This window comes from Nocardia pseudobrasiliensis NBRC 108224 (assembly GCF_001613105.1).
Classification (GTDB): domain Bacteria; phylum Actinomycetota; class Actinomycetes; order Mycobacteriales; family Mycobacteriaceae; genus Nocardia; species Nocardia pseudobrasiliensis.
In genome coordinates, this window is record NZ_BDBS01000020.1 from 54,211 (window position 1) to 76,038 (window position 21,828).

17 protein-coding genes are annotated in these 21,828 nt (G+C 67.7%); 11 read left to right on the top strand and 6 right to left on the bottom strand.

All coding sequences use genetic code 11. The annotated features are described in order from the left end of the window. Positions 1-8 precede the first annotated feature (8 nt). The 4 genes from pdhA to NP4_RS16940 are packed head-to-tail and all read left to right on the top strand — an operon-like array spanning position 9 to position 4,469. Entirely contained in the window at positions 9-1,142 is a 1,134-nt protein-coding gene (gene pdhA, locus NP4_RS16925) for a pyruvate dehydrogenase (acetyl-transferring) E1 component subunit alpha (protein WP_245998347.1), read from the top strand. A 22-nt stretch (positions 1,143-1,164) separates the two neighbouring features. Further along, a complete protein-coding gene (locus NP4_RS16930) occupies positions 1,165-2,148 on the top strand; it encodes an alpha-ketoacid dehydrogenase subunit beta (protein WP_211335920.1) in 984 nt (327 codons plus the stop codon). 14 nt (positions 2,149-2,162) lie between these two features. Continuing rightward, positions 2,163-3,437 (top strand): dihydrolipoamide acetyltransferase family protein, encoded by a 1,275-nt coding sequence (locus NP4_RS16935; protein WP_174556142.1) that lies wholly within the window; start codon positions 2,163-2,165, stop codon positions 3,435-3,437. Between the two features lie 45 nt (positions 3,438-3,482). After that, positions 3,483-4,469, top strand: a complete 987-nt coding sequence (locus NP4_RS16940) for a carbon-nitrogen hydrolase family protein (RefSeq protein WP_067998797.1) — start codon at positions 3,483-3,485, stop codon at positions 4,467-4,469. On the opposite strand, the gene NP4_RS16945 is transcribed toward NP4_RS16940, so the two are convergent. After that, positions 4,455-4,910 carry an SRPBCC family protein gene (locus NP4_RS16945; RefSeq protein ID WP_067998799.1) on the bottom strand — a complete coding sequence of 152 codons (456 nt, stop codon included), beginning with the start codon at positions 4,908-4,910 and terminating at the stop codon, positions 4,455-4,457. The genes NP4_RS16940 and NP4_RS16945 overlap by 15 nt on opposite strands. A gap of 102 nt (positions 4,911-5,012) precedes the next feature. Here NP4_RS16945 and pnuC point away from each other — a divergent pair, with 102 nt between their 5' ends. Then, complete coding sequence (gene pnuC, locus NP4_RS16950) at positions 5,013-5,660, top strand: nicotinamide riboside transporter PnuC (RefSeq protein ID WP_211335919.1); 648 nt, start codon at positions 5,013-5,015, stop codon at positions 5,658-5,660. Here the strand turns inward: pnuC and car (NP4_RS16955) are convergent. Next, complete coding sequence (gene car / locus NP4_RS16955) at positions 5,629-9,069, bottom strand: carboxylic acid reductase (RefSeq protein ID WP_067998801.1); 3,441 nt, start codon at positions 9,067-9,069, stop codon at positions 5,629-5,631. The genes pnuC and car (NP4_RS16955) overlap by 32 nt on opposite strands. A gap of 102 nt (positions 9,070-9,171) precedes the next feature. Beyond that, positions 9,172-12,708: a carboxylic acid reductase gene (gene car, locus NP4_RS16960; protein ID WP_067998803.1), complete on the bottom strand. Its 3,537-nt coding sequence runs from the start codon at positions 12,706-12,708 to the stop codon at positions 9,172-9,174. A 346-nt stretch (positions 12,709-13,054) separates the two neighbouring features. On the opposite strand from car (NP4_RS16960), the gene NP4_RS16965 reads away from it, so the two are divergent. Beyond that, positions 13,055-13,255, top strand: coding sequence for a hypothetical protein (locus NP4_RS16965; protein WP_147288038.1), 201 nt, complete (start codon positions 13,055-13,057; stop codon positions 13,253-13,255). 9 nt (positions 13,256-13,264) lie between these two features. Here the strand turns inward: NP4_RS16965 and NP4_RS16970 are convergent, their stop codons facing one another. The 3 genes from NP4_RS16970 to NP4_RS16980 are packed head-to-tail and all read right to left on the bottom strand — an operon-like array spanning position 13,265 to position 15,506. Next, complete coding sequence (locus tag NP4_RS16970; protein ID WP_067998807.1) at positions 13,265-14,194, bottom strand: TIGR03564 family F420-dependent LLM class oxidoreductase; 930 nt, start codon at positions 14,192-14,194, stop codon at positions 13,265-13,267. A 41-nt stretch (positions 14,195-14,235) separates the two neighbouring features. Next, positions 14,236-14,676 carry a cupin domain-containing protein gene (locus tag NP4_RS16975; protein ID WP_062512760.1) on the bottom strand — a complete coding sequence of 147 codons (441 nt, stop codon included), beginning with the start codon at positions 14,674-14,676 and terminating at the stop codon, positions 14,236-14,238. Continuing rightward, a complete protein-coding gene (locus NP4_RS16980) occupies positions 14,673-15,506 on the bottom strand; it encodes a fumarylacetoacetate hydrolase family protein (protein WP_067998809.1) in 834 nt (277 codons plus the stop codon). The genes NP4_RS16975 and NP4_RS16980 overlap by 4 nt, the downstream gene beginning before the upstream one ends. An 89-nt stretch (positions 15,507-15,595) precedes the next feature. Between NP4_RS16980 and NP4_RS16985 the strand changes: the two genes are divergently transcribed. Genes NP4_RS16985 through NP4_RS17005 form a run of 5 tightly spaced genes read left to right on the top strand, consistent with a single transcriptional unit; the run spans position 15,596 to position 21,785 of the window. Then, a complete protein-coding gene (locus NP4_RS16985; protein WP_067998811.1) occupies positions 15,596-15,988 on the top strand; it encodes a RidA family protein in 393 nt (130 codons plus the stop codon). Between the two features lie 11 nt (positions 15,989-15,999). Beyond that, positions 16,000-17,625: an AMP-binding protein gene (locus NP4_RS16990; RefSeq protein WP_067998813.1), complete on the top strand. Its 1,626-nt coding sequence runs from the start codon at positions 16,000-16,002 to the stop codon at positions 17,623-17,625. Positions 17,626-17,632: 7 nt separating this feature from the next. Further along, positions 17,633-20,002: a bifunctional salicylyl-CoA 5-hydroxylase/oxidoreductase gene (locus tag NP4_RS16995; RefSeq protein WP_067998815.1), complete on the top strand. Its 2,370-nt coding sequence runs from the start codon at positions 17,633-17,635 to the stop codon at positions 20,000-20,002. Beyond that, complete coding sequence (locus NP4_RS17000; RefSeq protein WP_067998817.1) at positions 19,999-20,907, top strand: acyl-CoA thioesterase; 909 nt, start codon at positions 19,999-20,001, stop codon at positions 20,905-20,907. Before NP4_RS16995 ends, NP4_RS17000 begins: the two co-directional genes overlap by 4 nt. A 23-nt stretch (positions 20,908-20,930) precedes the next feature. Beyond that, entirely contained in the window at positions 20,931-21,785 is an 855-nt protein-coding gene (locus NP4_RS17005; RefSeq protein WP_067998818.1) for a PaaX family transcriptional regulator, read from the top strand. Positions 21,786-21,828: the final 43 nt, after the last annotated feature.

Genomic DNA, 21,828 nt, shown 5'->3' on the forward strand with positions numbered 1-21,828 from the left:
GCACCACAGTGACCACCACCGACACCGCGCGGCGCAAGCCCGCCCGCAAATCCACCCGCCCGGCCGACGGGCGTCCGGCCAAGTCCTCGATGACCGGCGATATCACCGGCCCGGCCGAATCCCGCATCGCCGCGGAGAATCCCGAGACGCTGCGCGGCCTGTATCGCGACATGCTGTTCGTGCGCCGCTTCGAGGAGCGCACCGCGCAGTCCTATCAGCAGGCCAAGATCGGCGGCTACTGCCACCTCAACCTCGGTGAGGAGGCGACCGTGGTCGGTATGGGCGCGGCCATGCGTCCCACCGACTACCTGTTCACCAACTACCGCGAGCACGGCTACGCGCTGGCCAAGGGCATCGAGCCCGGCCGGGTCATGGCCGAGCTGTACGGCCGCTCCACCGGCACCTCCAAGGGCTGGGGCGGTTCGATGCACATGTACGACACCGCGACCCGGCTGCTGGGCGGTTACGCCATCGTCGGCGGGCAGGTACCGCTGGCGGTCGGCGCGGCCATGGCCATCGACTACCGCGGCGGCGACGATGTGGTGGTCTGCCAGATGGGTGAGGGCACCACGAATATCGGCGCATTCCACGAATCGCTGAATATCGCGGCGCTGTGGCATCTTCCGATCGTATTCCTGGTGATCAACAACCAGACCGGCATGGGCACCACGGTCGAGAAGTCCTCGGCCGAACCGGATCTGTGGAAGCGCGCCGACTCCTACCGCATGCGCGGTGAGCGCGTGGACGGCACCGATGTGCTGGCCGTGCGCGATGTGGCGAGCGAACTCATCGAAACCGCCCGTCGGGAGGGCAAACCCGCGCTGCTGGAGGCGGTCAGCTACCGGCTCAAGGGCCACTCCGTGGTCGACCCCGCGAAATACCGCACCAGCGAGGCGGTTTCGGTGGCTCGGGAGAACGATCCCATCGTGCGCTGGCATGCCGCGCTGCTGGAAGCCGGTGTGCTGACCGAGGATTCGGCCAAGGAGATCGAATCCGAGGTTGTCGCCGAGGTCGCCGCCGCCGTCGAATTCGCCGATTCGAGCCCGCATCCGGAGCCGTCGAGCCTGTTCGACTACAACTACGCCACCCCGGTGCCCGGCGATTCCCGCCGCCTGCCCGCCGATCCGATCTTCACCGCCTGAAGAGGACCCCACTGTGCCTGTCATGACCTATCGCGAAGCGCTGCGCGAAACCCTGCGCGAGGAGATGCGGCGCGACGACGATATCTTCCTGATCGGGGAGGAGATCGGCGTCTTCGAGGGCTCCTACAAGATCACCGCCGGGCTGCTCGACGAATTCGGTGAGAAGCGGGTGCGCGACACCCCCATCGCCGAGGAGGGTTTCGTCGGCGCGGCCATCGGCGCCGCCATGCTGGGCCTGCGCCCGGTCGTGGAAATCATGACGATCAACTTCTCGCTGCTGGCGCTGGATCAGATCGTCAATCACGCCGCCAAGATCTACGGCATGTTCGGCGGCCAGACCAGCGTGCCCATGGTCATCCGCACCCCGGGCGGCGGCGGTCAGCAGTTGGGCGCGACCCACTCGCAGAACATCGAGCTGTACTACGCGTTCGTCCCCGGCCTGAAGGTGGTGGCCCCCAGTACGCCCGCCGACGCGCGCGCATTGCTCAAGGCCGCCATCGATGACGACGATCCGGTGCTGTTCCTGGAGAATCTCTCCCTCTACAACACCAAGGGCGAAGTGCCGGAAGATCTTCCGCCCGCCCAGATCGGCAAGGCCGCGGTGACCCGAGCGGGCTCCGACATCACTCTGATCGGCTACTCGCGGATGGCAACCGTGGCCACCCAGGTCGCCGACAAACTTGCCGCCGAGGGCATTTCGGCCGAGGTGATCGATCTGCGCAGCCTGCGCCCGCTGGACCGCGACACCCTCGTCGCCTCGGTCCGCAAGACCGGCTGCGCGGTAATCGGTGAGGACGACTGGCTCACCTACGGTATCGGCGCGGAGGTGGCCGCCTCCATCTCCGACGGCGCCTTCGACTATCTCGACGCCCCAGTACGCCGGGTCGCCATGGCCGAGGTGCCGCTGCCCTATGCCAAGCCGCTGGAGAAGCTCGCCCTGCCCTCCGCCGACTCGCTGTACACCGCAGCCGTGGAAACGCTTGCGGCCGTGGGCCGTCGGCGCTGAAAGGATTCCCACACATGCCCGAAATCACCATGCCCCGGCTGTCGGACACCATGGAGGACGGCGTCGTCTCCGCCTGGCTGAAGCAGGTCGGCGATCCGGTCGCCCGCGGTGAGGTGCTCGCCGAGATCGAGACCGACAAGGCCCTCATGGAACTCGAGGCCTACGACGACGGCGTCCTGGAACTGATCATCGCCGAGCCGGGTACGCGCGTGCCGATCGGCGAGGCCATCGCGATCGTCGGCGACGGCAGCGGCTCGCAGCAGCCATCCGCGCCGAAGGCCGCCCCCGCCCCCGCGGCCGAGCCGGAAAAGCCCGCGCCCGCAGTGGAATCCGCGCCCGCAGTCACCGAGACCGATGGCCGCCGCCCGAAATCCTCACCCCTGGCCCGCAGGGTCGCCGCCGAACTCGGGGTGGATCTGCAAGCCGTGACCGGCACGGGCCCCGGCGGGCGCATCACTCGTCAGGATGTCGATCGTGCGGCGGAAAAAGCGCCCGCCGCACGAAAAGACGAGCAGGCCGCCGCCGCACGAAAAGACGAGCAGGCCGCGGAGACCACGGCCAACACGGCGAAGACCGAATCGCGCACTCCGGCAGGCGATTACGACGAGATCCCGCTGACCACCATCCAGCAGGTCTCCGCCAAGCGCCTGACCGAGAGCAAGCAGCAGGCCCCGCACATCTACCTGACCATCGCCATCGACGTCACCGATCTGCTGGCCTTCCGCGGGCAGCTCAACGAAACCCTGGCGGCGGCGGGTAAGTCCAAGGTCAGCGTGAACGATCTACTGGTCAAGGCCGCGGCCACGACGCTGCGCACCGATCCCGCGGTCAATGTCTCGGTCGCCGACGGAAAACTGCTGCGCCACCACGGCATTCACCTCGGCGTCGCCGTCGCTACCCCGGCCGGTCTGTTGGTCCCGGTGATCCGCGACGCCGATCGCAAGAGCGTCTCGGAGATCGCCGCGGAAAGCCGCGACAAGGCCGAGCGGGCGCGCGAGCGCAAACTGCGCGGCGACGAGATGAGCGGCGGCACCTTCACCCTGTCGAATCTGGGCATGTTCGGCATCGAACAGTTCACCGCGGTGATCAACCCGCCGGAGTCGGCAATCCTCGCGATCGGCGCGGCCCAGGACGAACTGCGCCTGCTCGACGACGGCGCGGTGATCGCCCGAAAGATCCTGCGCGTCACCCTGTCCGCGGATCACCGGGCCATCGACGGCGCGGTCGCGGCGCGGTTCCTGCAGCAGTTCAAGGACCTGCTGGAAAGTCCGCTGCGCATCGTGGCCTGATCCGATCACCTGACGCCGCGTCCGCAAGTGTGCTGATATCGACATATGCGGATTGCGGCGGCACAGGCCCGGCCGGCATGGCTGGATCCCACTGCGGGAACGAAAATCGTTGTGGAACAACTGACCCGGGCGGCGGCGCAGGGGGTGGGACTCGTCGCGTTCCCGGAGACCTTCCTGTCCGGCTATCCGATCTGGTTGGCGCATACCGGCGGCGCGCGGTTCGACGACCCCGCGCAGAAGGCCGCCTACGCCCACTACCTCGACGCGGCGGTGACCCTGGACGGACCGCAGCTGACCACCATCCGCGCGGCGGTGGCCGACCTCGGGGTGTTCTGCTATCTGGGCATCACCGAACGCGTCGGGGCCACCGTGTTCTGCACGCTGGTCGCGATCGATCCGGTCCACGGCCTCGTGGGCGCGCATCGCAAACTCATGCCCACCCACGAGGAACGCATGGTCTGGGGTATCGGCGACGGCCATGGCCTGCGCACGCACCAGATCGGCGCCTTCCGGGTCGGCGGCCTGTCGTGCTGGGAGAACTGGATGCCGCAGGCCCGCCACGCCCTCTACGCCGACGGCGAGACCCTGCACATCTCCACCTGGCCGGGCTCGATTCGCAATACCCGCGACATCACCCGATTCATCGCGCTCGAGGGTCGCGTCTACTCGCTGGCCGTCGGCGCGGTCCTCGACTTCGCCGACGTCCCCGCCGATTTCCCGCTGCGCGAGGAATTACTCGCACTCGACGAACCGTCCGGCTACGACGGCGGCTCCGCGATCGCGGCCCCGGACGGCACCTGGCTGGTCGAACCCGTCACCGGCGACGAACGCCTCGTCATCGCCGATATCGACCCCGCCCGAGTGGCCGCCGAACGCCAGAACTTCGACCCCACGGGCCACTACTCGCGCCCGGACATCTTCACCGTCACCGTCGACCGGCGTCGTCGTTCGGCGGCCACCTTCCTCGACAATGCCGGGCCCGAGACCGACGGACCCCGGCGCAATCCACGAAATCGCTCAGCGGAGAGCTGATTCGGCGAGTCGGTCCAGGGAGGCGCGCAATTTGCTCGGCGTGGTAGCGCGGGCCTTGGCCATCCGCTTCTCGTCGGTCAGCTGCGTCCAGTCGTAGGTGTGCACGACCCTGGTCAGGTTGTCGGCCAGGGGCTCGAGTTCCCAGCGCCACAGATGGCCGGGCGGGGTGGCGCCCGGTTCGGCGGGCCGCCACGCGATGAGGCGGCCCTCGACGAACTCGACCACGTGGTTCTCCCGGACGATGCCCTTGGTGAGAACCATCGTGAACACCTCGCCCACCCCGCGCACGCGCTGGCCCGCCGGCGCCTCGGCGAGATTGTCGTTACCGTCCCATTCGGGCTGGCGGGCCGGATCGGCGATCAGTTCGAAGATCGTCGTTGCGGGGGCGGCGATTTCACGGCTGGCACGGGTGATCCGAGTCTCCTCGGTGCTGTCGGTCATGACGCGATCGAAACATCCTCCGACCGTTCCCGCCACCGCGATATGGGAAATCCGACATCCGAGGCGGGAATATCCGCGCGGGCGGGGGAGGTTGGCCGGAAGGTGAATGCGGGGTTCACGGTCGCGGGCGAGCACATCCTGTGGACCGATCTGGTCGGCAATATCGCCTCGCTGGCGGTGGTGTGGCTGGCGATGCGCAAGACCATGTGGACGTGGCCGGTGCAGCTGGCCGGGGCGCTGCTGTTGCTGGCGGCCTCGATCGACGCGCACGTGCCCGGTAACGCGCTCAAGCAGGCACTGTTTTGCGGGCTGGCCTGTTACGGCTGGTTCAGCTGGGCGCGCGGCGCCCGTGATCATCACGATCTGCTGGTCCGACCGGCGACCGCGCGCGAGCGCGTACTGTTGCTCGGCACGCTGGTCGTCGGCACGGTCGCGGTCGCCGAACTGTTCGTCAATCTGACCTGGCTGCATATCGCGTGGTCGCCGTGGGTCAACGCCTATATCTTCGTCGGCAGCGCCGTGGCCACCTTCGCGCAGAGCCGCGCGCTGGTCGACTTCTGGATCATCTGGATGCTCGTGGATCTCGCCGGTGTGCCGCTGGCGCTGAAATCGGGGCTGTATGTCTCGGGCGCGGTCTACGGCGTGTTCTTCGTGCTGGTCCTGCTCGGCTTCAGCCGCTGGCGGCGCGAATACCGCGACCGCCAGCTCGCCGCCCCGATCACAGCAGCCGCCGCGCCCGCAGATCGCTGACGTATTTGCCGATCAACTCCGGCGTGATCCGTGGAATATCGCCGTCGGCGCCGATTCCGGCCTGCTGCACCGCGGCCTGAAAACGCTTGGCGGGCAGCAGGGCTCCCGCCGACGCGGGGGCGGGCTGGCGATATGCGTGCAGCAGCGGCAGCACGGTGTGCTGTTTACGCTCCTCGGGCAGCGCCCGCAGCGCGGTCTCGAAACGCGTCAGCCACTGCCGGTAGTCGTCGATGCGCTCGATCCGCTGGCCCGCCTCGACGAGCCAGTCGACGAAGGTGTCCAGTGACACACCGTCGTCGTGCGGATTGAGCACATCGAAGGTTTCGAAGCCCGCGGTGACCCGCGCGCCGAGTTCGGTGATTGCCGCGGCGGTGAAATCGGCGGGCAGCCCGTCGTAATGGGCGCGATGGCCGTCGGCCGCGTAGAACGAGCGCGGCGCGATACCGGTCAGCAGCACGCTCAGCAGCAGGCGGGTGAACATGTCCGGCACATTCAACTGACCCGCGTATCGACTGTGCGCCAGGATCATGTCCGACCGGAACACCGCAACGGGCAATCCGCACAGATCGTGCGCCTCGCGCAGCAAGACCTCACCGGCCCACTTGCTGTTGCCGTAGCCATTGGCGTATCGGCCGTCCAAGGCCCGCTCGGGACTCATCTCGCGAATATCGCCGTCCTCGGAAAAGGACTGCGGCGCAATCTGATCGGCCACCGCCACGGTGGACAGAAAACTCACCGGTTTACGCCGCGCGGTCAGCGCCAATCGGATGATCTCGACGGTTCCCACGACATTCGGCCCGAACAGCTGCTCATAGGGCAGTACGTGGTTCACCAGCGCGGCGGGATGCACGACCAGATCCACGGTTTCGGCAAGTCGCTGCCAATCCCGCTCCCCCACACCCAGATTCGGCTCGCTGATATCACCGGCCAGCACCTCGAGGGTGCCCGCGGCCAGCTCCCGATACGTGCGCGACAGTTCGGGATCGCTCTGGAATTCCGCCTCGAGGCGGGCGCGCGCGGCCGCGGCGTCGTCACCGCGCACCACACAGATCAGCGCGCCGCCCGAATCATGCAGGCGTCGTAGCCATTCCAGACACAGGAACCGGCCCAGGTAGCCATTGGCGCCGGTCAGCAACACCGTACGGGCGGGCTGCGACGCGAGCGGCAGTGCGGGAGCCGCCGCGAGGAGATCGGTATCGATGAAACGGTCCAGCCGCAGATCGCTCGCCCGGATCCGCTTCTCGGCCCCGTGCACCGACCGCGCGGTGGGCCGCAGCCCGCCCGCGCGCCGTTCGGTCTCGATGTAGTCGGCCAGCCGTCGCAGATCGGTGGCCGGTCCGACGATCACCCCGACCGGCACCTCGACCCCGAACGCCTCGCCGAGCAGCGTCGAGAACGACAGCGCCGACAGCGAATCCCCGCCCAGATCGGTGAAGTGCGCGTGCGGATCCGCGGCATTGCCGAGCAGCGCCCGCGCGGCGCGCACAACCGTCTCCAGCACCGGACGCTCGGCCGCGTCGGCGCGCACCGCCAGCAGTTCGTCGGACCGCTGCCGATCCAGCGCCAGGTACAGCTCCTCGAGTTGGTCGCCGTAGCGCTGCTTCAGCTTGGGCCGCAGTGGTTTACCGATTCCGGACAGCAGGCCGTTCTGCTCGCTGAACGGTTCGGTCTCGAGCAGGAATTCGCGCGGGATCTCATAGGAGTTCAGCCCGGCCTCGCGAGCCAACTCGCTGAGCGAATGCGCCAGTGCCGCACGCAGATCCGCATTCTCACGGGCGAGAGCCTCGGTGGTGGGGACGATCACCGCCAGCAGCGCGGACCGCTCACCGCTGCCGTAGACGAAGATCTGGCGGATGAGCGGGCTGGTCGAATACAGCGCCTCCAGTTTGGCCACCGCCACGAATTCGCCCTGCGCCAGCTTGAGCACATTGTTGCGGCGATCCACCAAGACCACCTGATCCGGACCGAGTTCGGCCACCACATCACCGGTGCGATAGAAGCCGTCGGCGTCGAACATCTCGGCCGTGAGTTCGGGGCGCTTGTAGTAGCCGGGGAACATGGTCGTTGTCTTGAGCAGCAGTTCACCGCGCGGATACGGCTTGTCGGTACGGAAATAGCCCAATTCGGGCACATCCTCGAGCCGATAGTCCAGCACCGGCGGGCGGCGCAGTCGATTGTCGACCATGACGCCGCCGCCCGCCTCGGTCGAGCCGTAGCCGTCGTGCAGTTCGACCTCGAGCACCGACTCCATGAACCGCTTCAGCTCCGCCGACAGCGGGGCGCTCGCGCTGATCGCCCCGAAGTATCGTCCGCCGAGAACCTCGTGGCGCAGTTCGTATTTCACCGCCTCCTCGGCCTGCGCCGGATCGGCCCCGGCCGCCACGCGCCGATCCAACTCGCTGCGATAGCGCTGATGCACCAGCTCCGACAGTCGCGGCATGAGAATCAGTTCGGTCGGCCGGACCAGCGCGAGATCGTCGAAGATGCTCGACATATCGCTCGCCGCCGCGAAATAGACGGTGCCGCCGCGCAACAGCGCGCCACCGAGCATGAGCCGACCGGCCACATGACTGAGCGGCAGATAGGCGTAGACGATGCCGGGAATCGGAGTTCCCCCGGCGAACCTCCACATCGCGGCCGTCAGGCGCTCTGTGTACATCGCGCCCTTGGGCGTGCCGGTGCTGCCGGAGGTGTAGACCAGCATCGCGAGCGGATCCTCGCCTGACTCGGGCACATACAGCGGGACGGGCGATTCCGCGGCCCCGCGCTGCGAAACCTGAGACAGCGTCTCGACCCGGACCGGGCCGTCGGCCAGTCGCGCCCGCGCGAATTCCAGTGCGGCGCGATGCCGATCGTCGTCGGAACGGATATCGAAGACCAGCAGCTGCCGCACCGTCGGCGCGTTCTCGATCGCCTCGACCGTCGCCTCCAGCAGCTCCGCGGTGGTGGCCACGATCCGCGGCTCGGTCTCGGCGATGATCGAACGCCACTGCGCCGCCGGGGCATTGGCCTGTAGCGGCACCGCGACCGCGCCGACGTGGGTGCAGGTCAGATCCACCACGGTGTAATCGGCGCTGGTGAATCCGAGAGTGCAGACGAAATCGCCGGGCCGCAGGGCGATTTCGGGATCGTGATACCAGGCCGAGGCCAGCGCGCCGATCCGCTCCCCCAGTTCCCGGTAGGTGATGGTGGTGTAGCCCGCGCCCGCCGGTTCGCTCGCCCGCTGTGCCAGCGCGGGACGATCGGCATAACCGTCCAGGGCCGTGGCCACGATCTGCGACAGTCGCAGCTCGGATCCGCGCAGCCGCTCGGTCACCTCGTCCAGCGGCATGGCCGCCTGCACCTGTTCATCGGCCAGCACCTGCGCCAATCGGCGCTCGAACCGTTCCCGCCAAGCCTCGTCGGCCATGCGCGGCCTCCCGTTCCCGTCCCGCTTTGGTAGCTAGAGTAACGAGTTTCCACACAAACGTCAGGCCCCGTTTCGACGAGGGCCCGACGTCGGCGACGTTCGCTACAGCAGCTGGCGCAGCTTCAGATCCGTCGCGTACTTCTCGATCAACGCGCGATCCAGATGCGGAATATCGTTGTCCGGGCCGATCTCGGCGGCCTGCACGCTCGCCTGGAACCGCTTGGCGGGCAACAGCGCACCCGCGATCGGCGGCGAGGGCTGCCGCCAGGCGTGCAGCAGCGGCAGCAGCGATGCCTGCCGCTGTCGCTCGGGCAGTGCGCGCAGGGTGGTTTCGAAACGTTCCACCCACTGCTGGTAGTCATCGATGAGCTCGATCGCGTAACCGGCCTCGATCAGCCAATCCATGAACTCGTCCAGCCCGATTCCGTCATCGTGCGGATTGAGCACATCGAAGGTCTCGTACCCGGAGGTCACCTGCGAACCCAGCGTGGTGATCGACTCGGCGGTGAAATCGGCGGGCAGCCCGTCGTAATGGGCGCGCTGCCGATTGCCGTCGGCGTCGAGCTGGTAGAACGAGCGGGGCGCGATACCGGTCGCCAGCACGCTGAGCAGCAGGCGGGTGAACATATCGGGCACGTTCAACTGACCCGCGTAACGGCTGTGCGCCAGAATCATGTCCGACCGGAATACCGCCACCGGCAGACCGCACAGATCATGCGCCTCGCGCAACAGCACCTCACCGGCCCACTTGCTGTTGCCGTAGCCGTTGGCGTAGCTGTCGCCGACCGTGCGCACCGCGCTGATCTCGCGAATATCGCCGTCCTCGGTGAACACCTCCGGCGAAATCTGATCGGCCACACCGACCGTCGACAGGTAGGTGACGGGCTTGATGTGGTGGGTGAGCGCCAGCCGGATCAGCTCCGCGGTGCCGACGACGTTCGGGCCGAACAGCTGGCTGTAGGGCAGTACGTGATTCACCAGCGCGGCCGGATGCACGATCGTATCGACCGTCTCGGCCAGCCGCCGCCAATCCGCCTCGCTCACACCGAGATCCGGATCGCCGATATCACCGGCCAACACCTCGAGGGTGCCCTCGGCCAGCTCACGGTAGCGCCGCGACAGCTCTGGATCGCCGCTGTCGAAGGCATCGTCGAGCCGATCGCGGGCCGCGGCGGAATCGCTGCCGCGCACGATGCAGATCAGGTGACCGCCCGAATCATGCAGGCGCTGTAGCCATTCCAGGCACAGGAACCGGCCCAGATAGCCGTTGGCGCCGGTGAGTAGCACGGTGTCGGGCTGCTCGGGGGCACGCGGCAGAGTCGGCGCGGCGGCCAGGGTGGCGGCGTCGAGGAATTTGTCCAGCGTCAGGTCCGCGGCGCGCACCGTGGTTCCCGAACCGTGCACCGAGGCCGCGGTCGGACGCTTACCGCCCGAATTGCGTTCGGCCTCGATGTAATTCGCCAGCCCGCGCAGATCGGTGGCAGCGCTGACGATCACGCTCACCGGCACCTCGATATCGAAGATGTCGCCGAGCAGATTCGAAAAGCCGAGGGCCGACAGCGAATCCCCGCCCAGATCGGCATAGTGCGACTCGGGCGGCAACTCCACATCCGACAGCCCGAGCGTGGCGCGCGCGGCCCGCTCGACGGCGGCGAACACCGGCAGCTCCCGCGCCTGACGGCGCAGCGCGGCCAATTCGTCGGCCTGTTCGGCGGCCAGCTGGGCGTAGAGCTCCTCGAGCTGTTTGCCGTAGCGATCCTTCAGCTTGGGCCGCAACAGTTTTCCTATACCCGACAGCAGGCCGTTGTCCATGCTGAACGGCTCGGTCTCGAGCAGGAAATCGCGCGGAATCTCGTACGCGTTGAGCTGGGCGTCCTTGGCGACATGAATCATCGACTGCCCGATCGCCTGCCGTAGATCGCTCGTATTCGGGTTCGCGGCAACGGCATCGGAGGTCGGCACGATCACCGCGAGCAGATATGAGCGCTCGCTCGAACCGTAGACGTAGATCTGGCGAATCAGCGGGCTCGCGGTGAACAGCGCCTCGAGCTTGGACACCGCCACGAATTCGCCCTGCGACAGCTTGAGCACATTGTTGCGGCGGTCCACGTACACCAGCTGGTCCGGACCGATTTGCGCCATCACGTCGCCGGTGCGGTAGAAGCCGTCGGCGTCGAAGATCTGCTTGTTGAGCTCGGGCCGCTTGTAATAGCCCGGAATCAGGGTCTGCGCCTTGACCAGCAGCTCACCGCGCGGATACGGCTGGTCGGTGGCGAAATAGCCCAGCTCCGGCACATCGACGAGCTTGTAGTCCAGCACCGGCGGGCGCTGGATCTGGGTGTTGACCAGGATGCCGCCGCCGGTCTCGGTGGCGCCGTAGCCGTCGATGAGCTGTAGATCCAGCAGCCATTCCATGAAGGTGCGCATCTCCGCCGACAGCGGCGCGCTGCCGCACATGGCGGCGATCAGGCGTCCGCCCAGGAAGTGGTCGCGCACCTCGACCTTCACCGCTTCCCGGAGTTCGTCGCGGTCCACCCCTTCCACGAGGCGACGGTCGACCTCGCTCTGAAAACGCTGGTAGATCATGTCGCATACGCGCGGAACGAAGAATTGCATCGTGGGCCGTACCAGTTCGATGTCCTCGAACAGGGTCGACATATCGCTGCGGGCGGCGAAATAGGAGGTGCCGCCGCGCGAGAGCGCGTTGATCAGGCCGACCCGACCGGCGATATGGCTCATCGGCATGTACATCAGATTGATGGTGGGCAGCGGCGTGTGCCCGTCGAGACTGAAGCCGGTGTCATCGCTGCGGCCGTCGGTGGCGCGCCAGAAACGCGCGACCATCGACGCGGGATACATTGCGCCCTTGGGAGTTCCGGTGCTGCCCGAGGTGTAGATCAGCAGGGCGAGCGGATCGTCCTGCTCGCCGGTGTGCAGCCGCGCGGGGGGCAGTTCGCGCCCACGGGCCAGCGCCGCACCGAGGGTCTCGACCCGCACCGGCGTATCGGCCAGGCGGCGGCGGGCGGTGTCCAGCGCGGTGCGGTGGTCGTCGTCGCGGTCGTGGTAGTCGAAGACCAGCAGCGTGCGTACCGAATCGACCGCCAGCGCCAGTTCCACCGCGGCGTCGAGCTGTTCGATATTGGTGGCGAATACGCGCGGTTCGGTCTCGGTCACGATCGGGGTCAGCTGGGCCAGCGACGCGCCCGCCTGCAGCGGGACCGAGACCGCGCCGATATAGCTGCACGCCAGATCGATCGTCGTGTAGTCGATACTCGTGAATCCCAGGATCGCGACGAAATCACCGGCGCGAGTGGGGGTTTCGCCATTGCTCTGCCACGCCGCGGCCAGCGCGCCGACCCGGCCCCACAGTTCACCGTAGGTGATGGTGTCGTATCTGGGCAGCGGCGTCGCACGACGACGACCGGTCTCCTCCGTGATGAACTCGACCGCGCGCTGACCCAGCGCGGGCCGATCCGCATAGGCTTCCATGATGGTGGCGACGATCTGCGCCACGCTCAGTTCCGGCGACTGGACGGCGTCGCCGACGGACAGCACCGGCTGCGCGTCGCGAACCTGCTCATCGCGAGCGACCAGGTCGGCAACTCGCCGATCAAGATCCGCCAGCCATTCCTCTTTCATCCCGACCTCCTGCTTGTCCGACCTCCGCCGGCAGTCCCGAGCGCCCACCCCAGGAGTACGAGTACTTCCACCCAAGACAATTAAGTTACTTACATTAACTATCTCCAGGGTTCTCCCCGCTCGGCGTCGCTGTCAAGAAGCCACGCCTGACGCTGTGGCATAGCCCGAGCTCAGGGAATGTGTTGCATTTCTCACTCCGCGCCAAATGGGCCTTTTGCCCGATTTACCGAGAGGCGGACGACGGCGGAAATTCGGATGCGCCACGGGCGCGTTGCTTCATATGGTTGCCGTGGTCGACGAGGACCACCAGAACCCGTTCCTCGAACCTCGAAAGGGAGACCATCACATGGGCCGCCTGCGTACACTGATCGACCGCATCACCAAACTCAGCGGAGAGTCGGTGTACTTCTCGGATATGTTCCGCCCCGCCGACGTTCCCCCGCCGTTCGACCGAGCGCGCGAACTGACCGACCGCCAGGCGATCCGGGAATTCGCCTGGCTCGATCACGAGGTCGCGGCAGTGACCGAGGAATCCCGCTGCCGCTGACGATCGGGCTCAGACCGACAGCTCGCCCAGCAGGCGCCAGGTGCGCTGTCGGTCCGCCGGACCGCCGAGATCGGTTTGCGTGACCAGTAATTCGGTCGCCCCCGCCTCGATGTACTCCCGCAGGCCCCGCGCGACATATTCCTCATCGCCGATGAGCGCCAATTCCACCGCGCGCCCGGCCCCTTCACGATCGAGCACGGCCCGATACGACGGCACATTCTCGAAGAACGACATCGCCTCGGCGGCCCGCGCCCGCACTTCCTCGACCCGATCGGTCACCACCGCAACCACTCCCGCGACGACCTGCGGCCGGCGCTCCGGCCGCACCCGCTCCAACCGCGGCAGGATATGTGTCCCCAGCGTGCGCGGTCCTGCCAGAAACGGCAGCACTCCGTCGGCCAGTTCCCCCGTCACCCGCAGGGCCTGCGGCCCCATGGCAGCCACGAGCAGCGGAATATTCCCACCCCCGCGCACGGCCGTCGACATGGGCGGATTCGCCCGCACCCGCTCCCCCGCGAACTCCACCCCACCACGCTCGATCACCTCTCGCAGCACGGTCAGATACTCCCGCAACCGCAACACCGGTCTGTCCTCGACAACCCCGAACGCGGCCGCATCGAACGCCGCCGCTCCGAACCCCACCCCCAACCGAAACCGCCCGCCCGACGCGGCCTGCGCGGTCTGCGCCTGACTCCCCACCACCACCGGATGCCGGGCCCCGATGGGCACCACCGAAGTCCCCACCCCGATCCCGCCGACCGCCTGCCCCACGACCCCGGCCAATACCAACGAATCCAAATCGAACTTCTGCCCGAACCACACCCCGCGAAGCCCAACCCCCTGAGCCTCCCGAGTCAACTCGACCACATCCGCGACATCATTGACGGCCTCGGGCCGAGGCCACAGCGAAACACCAATCGGTACTTCAAATTTCGTCATGACAAGGAGAACCCCTCCCCGCCCGGCCCGATTCCGACGACTCAGGCCCGCCGATACCCCTGCAACACCGAATCGTCCACATCCGGCAGATTCACCACGATATTGTCCGGGGTGCGGCAGGTCAGCCAGACCAGTTCCTCGGTCGTGCTCATATTGACCTCGACATGCGGCATATAGGGCGGCACGAAGACGAAATCGCCCTCGGCCATATCGAGGAATTCCTGATAGTTGTCGCCGAAGTAGATGCGGGCCTTGCCGGTCAGGACGTAGCCGCCGGTTTCGGCCTCGCCGTGGTGGTGAGGCAGCGAGCGGTAGCCGGGTTCGTTGCTCACCTTGCCGTACCAGATCCGCGTGGCGGGGGTGTGCTGGGGGCTCACGCCGGAGACGCGGACCGCGCCGCCGGATTGGGCGGTATCGGCGTACTCGTGGCCCGCGCGGGTGACGATCGGTACGACGCGGGTTCCGGTGGTTTCGCTGGTCATCGCGATTGCCTTTCGGTGGTGGTGATTCGGTTGCGGAGCAACCCGATTCCCTCTATCTCGGTTTCCACGACATCGCCGGGGCGCAGGTGGCGGGGCGGGGTGGCCGCCGCGCCGACGCCGCCGGGAGTGCCGGTCAGCACGACGTCGCCGGGGCGCAACGTGGTGAATTCGGAGATGTAGGCCAGCAGGGTCGCCGGATCGAAGACCAGATCATCGGTGGAGCCCGACTGTTCCTCGACGCCATTGACCCGGCAGATGATGCGCAATCCGTCGGCCGGATCGGCCTCGTCGGGGGTCACCAGCTCCGGGCCCAGCGGTGTACTGGCCTCGAATGCCTTGCCCTGCAACCACTGTGAGGTCCGGCGCTGCCAGGCGCGCATGGAGAAATCGTTGGCGACGGTGTACCCGGCGATGGCCGCGCGGGCGGTGGACCGGTCGGCGTGGCGCAGCGGAACACCGACCACGACGGCCAGTTCGGCCTCCCAGTCCAGGCCGAGCGATTCGGCCGCGCCGGGCAGCGCGATATCGGCGTCCCATGCGGTGAGGGTATCGGCGAATTTGGCGAACAGCGTGGGGAATTCGGGTGTCGGGCGGTTCATCTCGGCGATGTGCGCGCGGTAGTTGTGCCCGCAGCACACGATCTTGCCGGGACCGGAAACCACCGGTGCCGAGCGCACCGCATCCGACGGCCGTTCCCCCAGTGCCGCAATCCAATTCGGCGAGGCCAGCAGCTCCCCGACATCGCGCGCCGGACTCGCGAACCAGTCGCCGTCGACGCGAACCTCGGCACGACTGCCGTGCGTATCGGACACAACTGTTCGCAGGCGCATGACACTCCGACATCAATATCGCGTTCTGTTGACGATAGTGACGATAACACCATAATGTGGTGTAGGCCACCCCGGGAGAAAGAGGTCCCATGTCCGTCACCCGCATCAATCCCCCGACGCTGGCGAAGCCCTCCGGCTTCGCCCACGCGACCCGCTGGCGCGACATCGTCCACCTGGCCGGACAGACCGCACTGACCAAGGACGGCACGATCGTCGAGGGCGGTATCGTCGCGCAGTTCCGTCAGGCGCTGTCGAATGTGCTCACCGCCCTCGACGCCGCCGGTGGCCGCCCCGAACATCTGCTCAGCGTCACCATCTACCTGCTCGACATCGCCGACTACCGGGCCAACGGCAAGGAGATCGGCCGCATCTGGCGCGAGCTGGCCGGGACCGAATATCCGGCAATGGCGGGTATCGGCGTCACCTCGCTGTGGCAGCCCGAGGCCCTGATCGAAATCCAGGCCGTGGCCGCACTCGACTAGGACATCCGGCAATGCTCAGCCCCTCCGCCCACGCCGACACCTTCTGCCGCGACCATCTGCCGCCCGAGAACCAGTGGCCCGAGTTCGTTTTCGACCTGCCCGAACTGCGCTATCCGGACCGGCTCAACTGCGCGACCGCCCTGCTCGACGCCGCGGTGGCCACCCACGGCCGCGATCGCGCCTGCCTGCACACCCCGGACGAAACCTGGTCCTACGGCGACCTTCTCGACCGCGCCAATCAGATCGCGCATGTACTCACCGACGATTACGGCCTGGCCCCGGGCAATCGCGTACTGCTGCGCGCCCCCAACACCCCCTGGCTGGTGGCCTCCTGGTTCGCCGTGGTCAAGGCCGGCGGCGTCGTGGTCACCACCATGGCCCTGCTGCGCGCGGGCGAACTCGCGAAACTGATCGAGCTGACCGGTCCGCTGCTCGCGCTGTGCGATCACCGCCTGACCGAGGATCTCGCCGCGGCCGATCCGGCGCTGACGATCGTCCCGATCGGCGGATCGTCGCCCGACGACCTCATCGCCCGCGCCGCAACGCGTTCCACGGATTTCCCCGATGTGGCGACCGCGGCCGACGACGTCGTCCTGCTGGCCCCCACCTCCGGCACGACCGGAGTTCCCAAGGCCACCATGCATTTCCACCGCGACGTCCTGGCCAATGCCGACACCTTCTCCGCACACGTGCTGGCCCCGAACGCCGACGACGTCTTCGCCGGTACCCCGCCGCTGGCCTTCACCTTCGGCCTCGGTGGTCTGGTGATCTTCCCGCTGCGCGTGGGCGCGGCCACGGTCCTGCTCGAACGCCCCGACCCCGACTCACTGCTGGACGCGATCGAAAACTTCTCGGTCACAGTCCTTTTCACCGCCCCGACCGCCTACCGCGCACTGCTGCGCCGCGACGAGCCGAGCCGGCTGCGCTCGCTGCGCCGCTGCGTTTCCGCGGGCGAACACCTCCCGGCCGTGGTCTACGAGCGCTTCCACGACCAGACCGGCCTGCGGATCATCAACGGCATCGGCGGCACCGAGATGCTGCACATCTTCATCTCCGCCGCCGACGACGACATCCGCCCCGGCTCCACCGGCCGCGCCGTGCCGGGCTATCGGGCCGAGATCCAGGACGAGGACGGGCGCCCCGTCCCCGACGGCACGCCCGGATTCCTCGCGGTCAAGGGCCCCACCGGCTGTCGCTATCTCGCCGACCCCCGCCAGCGCGATTACGTCCGCAACGGCTGGAACCTGACCGGCGACACCTATTTCCGCGATGCCGAGGGCTACTTCTGGTATCAGGCGCGCAGCGACGACATGATCGTCTCCTCCGGCTACAACATCGCCGCACCCGAGGTCGAGGCGGTCCTCGAACAGCACCCGGATGTGCTGGAGTGCGCGGTGATCGGGGTGCCCGACGCCGAGCGCGGCATGATCGTGCACGCCGCGGTCGTCCTGCGCCCGGAAGCGCCGCGCGACGCCGAACAGATCCACCGACTGCAGGATTTCGTGAAAAGTACCGCGGCGCCGTACAAATACCCCCGCTCCATGGAATTCCTCGACGCCCTGCCCCGCAATCCCAGCGGCAAGTTGCAGCGCTATCGGCTGCGCGAGCGCTGGAACACTACGACCCGGAAGGGGTGAGGACGCCATGCGTATCGCCGTCATCGGCGGCGGGCCCGCGGGCCTGTACTTCTCCGCCCTGATGAAACAGCTCGATCCCGGCCACGAGATCACGGTATGGGAGCGCAACGCACCCGACGACACCTTCGGCTTCGGCGTGGTGTTCTCCGATGAGACCCTCGGCGGCATCGAACACGCCGACGAGGTGGTCTACCGCCGGATGGGCGAGCGCTTCGCGCGCTGGAGCGATATCGATATCCACTATCGCGGACTCGTACGCACCTGCGGCGGACAGGGTTTCGCGGCGATGAGCCGCAAGGATCTGCTGCGCATTCTGCAGCGGCGCGGCCTGGAGCTGGGCGTGGATCTGCGCTTCGGCAGCCCGGCCCCCGATGTGGAGCGCCTGGCCGCCACCCACGATCTGGTCCTGGCCGCCGACGGTCTCAACTCCGCGGTGCGCACCCGCTTCGCCGAGGTGTTCGGGCCGGATCTGGATCGCCGTCACAACCGGTACATGTGGCTGGGCACCGACCGCGTGTTCGAGGCGTTCGAATTCTTCATCAAGCACACCCCGCACGGGGTCATGCAGGTGCACGCTTATCCCTACAGCGCCGATCGCAGCACCTTCATCGTCGAGATGCACGAATCCGTTTGGCGCGCGGCGGGTTTCCCGGCCTTCGCCGATCGCGAATTCATCCCGGGGGAGAACGACGAGAAATCGCTGGCGGTGCTGGCCGAGATCTTCGCCGACGAACTGGCCGGACACGCGCTGCTGGGCAACAACTCCCGGTGGATCGACTTCACCACCGTGCGCAACCGCAGCTGGCGCCACGGCAATATCGTGCTGATCGGCGACGCCGCGCACACCGCGCACTTCTCCATCGGCTCGGGCACCAAACTGGCCATGGAGGACGCCCTGGCCCTGGCCGCCTGCCTGCACGAGAACGACGGTGTCGCAGCCGGTTTGAGCGCGTACGAGGCCGAGCGGCGACCGGTGGTCGAATCGGTGCAGCGCGCCGCGCAGGCCAGCCTGGAGTGGTTCGAGTCGATCGGGAACTACACCGAGCAGGAACCCGACCAGTTCGCGTTCAATCTGCTCACCCGCAGCCGCCGCATCACCTACGACAATCTGCGGCTGCGCGACGACGCCTTCCTCGACGCGATCGACGGCTGGTATCTGTCCCGTCAGGACGCGGCGGACGCCCGGCCGCCCATGTTCTATCCCCTGCGGCTCAAGGGAATCGAGCTGCCCAACCGGGTGCTGGTCTCGCCCATGGACATGTACTGCGCGGTCGACGGTATGCCCACCGACTTCCACCTGGTGCATCTGGGCGGCAAGGCGCTCGGCGGCGCGGGCCTGGTCATGACCGAGATGGTGTGCGTATCACCCGAGGGCCGCATCACCCCCGGCTGCACCGGGCTCTACACCGCCGAACAGGAGCGGGCCTGGGCACGGGTGGTGGATTTCGTACACGGCAGCACGCGCTCGAAAATCGGTGTGCAGCTGGGGCATTCCGGCCGCAAGGGCGCGACCAAGGTAATGTGGGAGGGTATCGACGATCCGCTGGAATCCGGCGGCTGGGAAACCGTCGGGCCGTCGCCGCTGCCGTACGGTCCCGACAATCCGCCGCCGCGCGAGATCACCGCGGCCGAGATGGACGAGATCACCGATCAATTCGTCGCCGCCGCCGAGGCGGCCGCCCGGGCGGGCTTCGACCTGCTCGAATTGCATTGCGCCCACGGCTATCTGCTGTCCTCGTTCCTGTCGCCGCTGTCGAACCGGCGCACCGACGAATTCGGCGGATCTCTGGTCGCGCGGCTGCGCTTTCCACTGCGGGTGTTCGACGCGGTTCGGGCGGTCTGGCCCGCGGATCGCCCTCTGTCGGTGCGTATTTCGGCCACCGACTGGGCCGAGGGCGGCAATACGATCGAGGAGGGCATCGCCATCGCGCGGGCCTTCGCCGAACACGGCGCGGATGTGCTGCACATATCGTCGGGCCAGGTGGTCAAGCACGAGAAGCCCGCATTCGGCCGCAGCTATCAGACCCCGTTCGCGGATCGGATCCGCCAGGAGGTGGGTGTGCCGCTGGGTGTCGCGGTCGTCGCGGTGGGCGCGATCTCCTCCTACGACGACGTGAATTCGGTGCTGCTGGCCGGGCGCGCGGATCTGGTGGCCGTCGGCCGCGCGCATCTGTGGGATCCGCAGTGGACCCTGCACGCCGCGGTCGAACAGGGCTACCAGGGCGAAGCCGCGGAATGGCCCGCGCCCTACCGCGCCGGAAACCGCAAACCACCCACCGGCCGCACCGACGGGCCGCCGCCACGTTTGGAATTGGTGCGTTCCGGTGGCGGGGCGGCTGGTAGCCGACGTTGGATTCCAACCGAAGGGAAGTCATGACCACGACCGACACCTTGGCGACCTCGGCCGTCTTCACCGCGGCCGTCACGCTGGTCCCCGCCGACCCCGAGCATTTCGATCTGGCCTTCGACGCCGCCACCCAGCCGTGCCCGTGGCCGAAGGCCTACGGTGGTGATCTGGTCGCGCAGGCGGCGGCCGCGGCCATGCGGTCGGTCACCGACGGCAAGACCATGCATTCCATGCACAGTTATTTTCTGCGCCCGGCCGATATCGGCGCGACTGTGCGCTACGAGGTGGAACTGCTGCGCGACGGTCGCGGCTACAGCACCCGGCAGGTGCGCGGCTATCAGAACGGCAAGCCGATCTACGTCTGCCTGGCCAACTTCGCCGCGGGCGAACCGGGCGGCAGCTACATCGCCGAACTCGACACCGCCGCACCGGATCCCGAGACGCTACCCTCCTCGGCGGCGTATCTGGCCGAGCGCAGCGGCGGCACCATGACCCCGCAATCCAAGCTCTACTGGTCGGCGGGCCGCAGCTTCGATATGCGTCACGTACCCGGGCCGGTCTATCTGTCGGTCGAGGGTGAGCGGGTCCCACAGCAGGCGGTGTGGGTCAAACCCTTCGACGCGCTGCGGCCCGTCGACGGCTTGACCGACGCCCAGCGCGATCAGGCCGCACTCGCCTACGTCTGCGACTACACCATCCTCGAACCACTGCTGCGCGTACTCGATCTGGCCTGGGCGCAACCGGATCTGGTGACCGCTAGCCTCGACCACGCCATGTGGTTCCACCGCCCCGCACCCATCGGCGACTGGCTGCTCTACGCCCAGGACGCGGTCGCCGTCGAGGCCGGGCGCGGCCTCGGCTCGGGCCGGTTCTTCACCCGCGACGGCCGTCATGTGGCAACCGTCCTGCAGGAAGGCATGATTCGGGCCGGATGAATACGCCCACGTATGGTGCTCCTATGACGGCGGATACCAAGGCGATACCCGGCGGCGGCCGCGACGCCCGGCTGGCCCAGCTGATCATCTCGATCTTCGGCCTGTGCGCGCGAGCCGAGGGCAATTGGCTGGCGACCGCGTCGGTGGTGGCGCTGATGGCCGATCTGGGCATCGACCATCAGGCCGTCCGCTCGTCGATTTCGCGTCTGAAGCGGCGCGGCGTACTCGTCAGCGCGCGCCAGGGCCGCACGGTCGGCTACCGCCTGGCCGAGTCCACACTCGCGGTCCTCGTCGAGGGCGACGTGCGAATCTTCGAGCGCGCCAGGGCATCCGAGGCCGACGGCTGGGTCATGGTGGTGTTCTCGGTCCCCGAATCCGAACGGGACAAGCGCCACGCGCTGCGCTCGAGCCTGACCCGGCTCGGTTACGGCACCGCCGCGCCGGGCGTCTGGGTGGCGCCGGGCAATCTCGCCGAGCAGACCCGCCGCACCCTCGAGCGCCAGGAGTTGTCCGGTTATGTGGACATGTTCACCGGGCGGCACTACGCCTTCGCCGATCTGCGGGCCAAGATCCCGCAGTGGTGGGATCTGACCGAACTCACCGGCCTCTACGCCGACTTCCTGCAGCGCTACCGCCCGGTCCTGCACCGCATGACCGCCGCCCGTCCGACCCCGTCGGACGCCTTCGCCACCTACGTCCCCATGCTCACCGAATGGCGTCGCCTGCCCTACCGCGACCCGGGCCTGCCGCTGTCACTGCTCCCCCCGGCCTGGAACGGAGAGGCCGCGGGCACGCTGTTCGACCAGCTCAACGAAATCCTCAACCCGCTCGCTCATAAACACGCGCTCGCGGTGATCCACGGCCAGCGTAGATCTTGATCTTGTCCCCGGCATCGAATTCGCACCCCGCTCACCTGCGAGT

Coding starts and splice junctions, on each gene's coding strand:
- NP4_RS16930 (WP_211335920.1), top strand. CDS start 1,165: ATGACCTATCGCGAAGCGCTGCGCGAAACCCTGCGCGAGGAGATGCGG.
- NP4_RS16935 (WP_174556142.1), top strand. CDS start 2,163: ATGCCCGAAATCACCATGCCCCGGCTGTCGGACACCATGGAGGACGGC.
- NP4_RS16940 (WP_067998797.1), top strand. CDS start 3,483: ATGCGGATTGCGGCGGCACAGGCCCGGCCGGCATGGCTGGATCCCACT.
- NP4_RS16945 (WP_067998799.1), bottom strand. CDS start 4,910: ATGACCGACAGCACCGAGGAGACTCGGATCACCCGTGCCAGCCGTGAA.
- car (WP_067998801.1), bottom strand. CDS start 9,069: ATGGCCGACGAGGCTTGGCGGGAACGGTTCGAGCGCCGATTGGCGCAG.
- car (WP_067998803.1), bottom strand. CDS start 12,708: ATGAAAGAGGAATGGCTGGCGGATCTTGATCGGCGAGTTGCCGACCTG.
- NP4_RS16965 (WP_147288038.1), top strand. CDS start 13,055: ATGGGCCGCCTGCGTACACTGATCGACCGCATCACCAAACTCAGCGGA.
- NP4_RS16970 (WP_067998807.1), bottom strand. CDS start 14,194: ATGACGAAATTTGAAGTACCGATTGGTGTTTCGCTGTGGCCTCGGCCC.
- NP4_RS16975 (WP_062512760.1), bottom strand. CDS start 14,676: ATGACCAGCGAAACCACCGGAACCCGCGTCGTACCGATCGTCACCCGC.
- NP4_RS16980 (WP_067998809.1), bottom strand. CDS start 15,506: ATGCGCCTGCGAACAGTTGTGTCCGATACGCACGGCAGTCGTGCCGAG.
- NP4_RS16985 (WP_067998811.1), top strand. CDS start 15,596: ATGTCCGTCACCCGCATCAATCCCCCGACGCTGGCGAAGCCCTCCGGC.
- NP4_RS16990 (WP_067998813.1), top strand. CDS start 16,000: ATGCTCAGCCCCTCCGCCCACGCCGACACCTTCTGCCGCGACCATCTG.
- NP4_RS16995 (WP_067998815.1), top strand. CDS start 17,633: ATGCGTATCGCCGTCATCGGCGGCGGGCCCGCGGGCCTGTACTTCTCC.
- NP4_RS17000 (WP_067998817.1), top strand. CDS start 19,999: ATGACCACGACCGACACCTTGGCGACCTCGGCCGTCTTCACCGCGGCC.
- NP4_RS17005 (WP_067998818.1), top strand. CDS start 20,931: ATGACGGCGGATACCAAGGCGATACCCGGCGGCGGCCGCGACGCCCGG.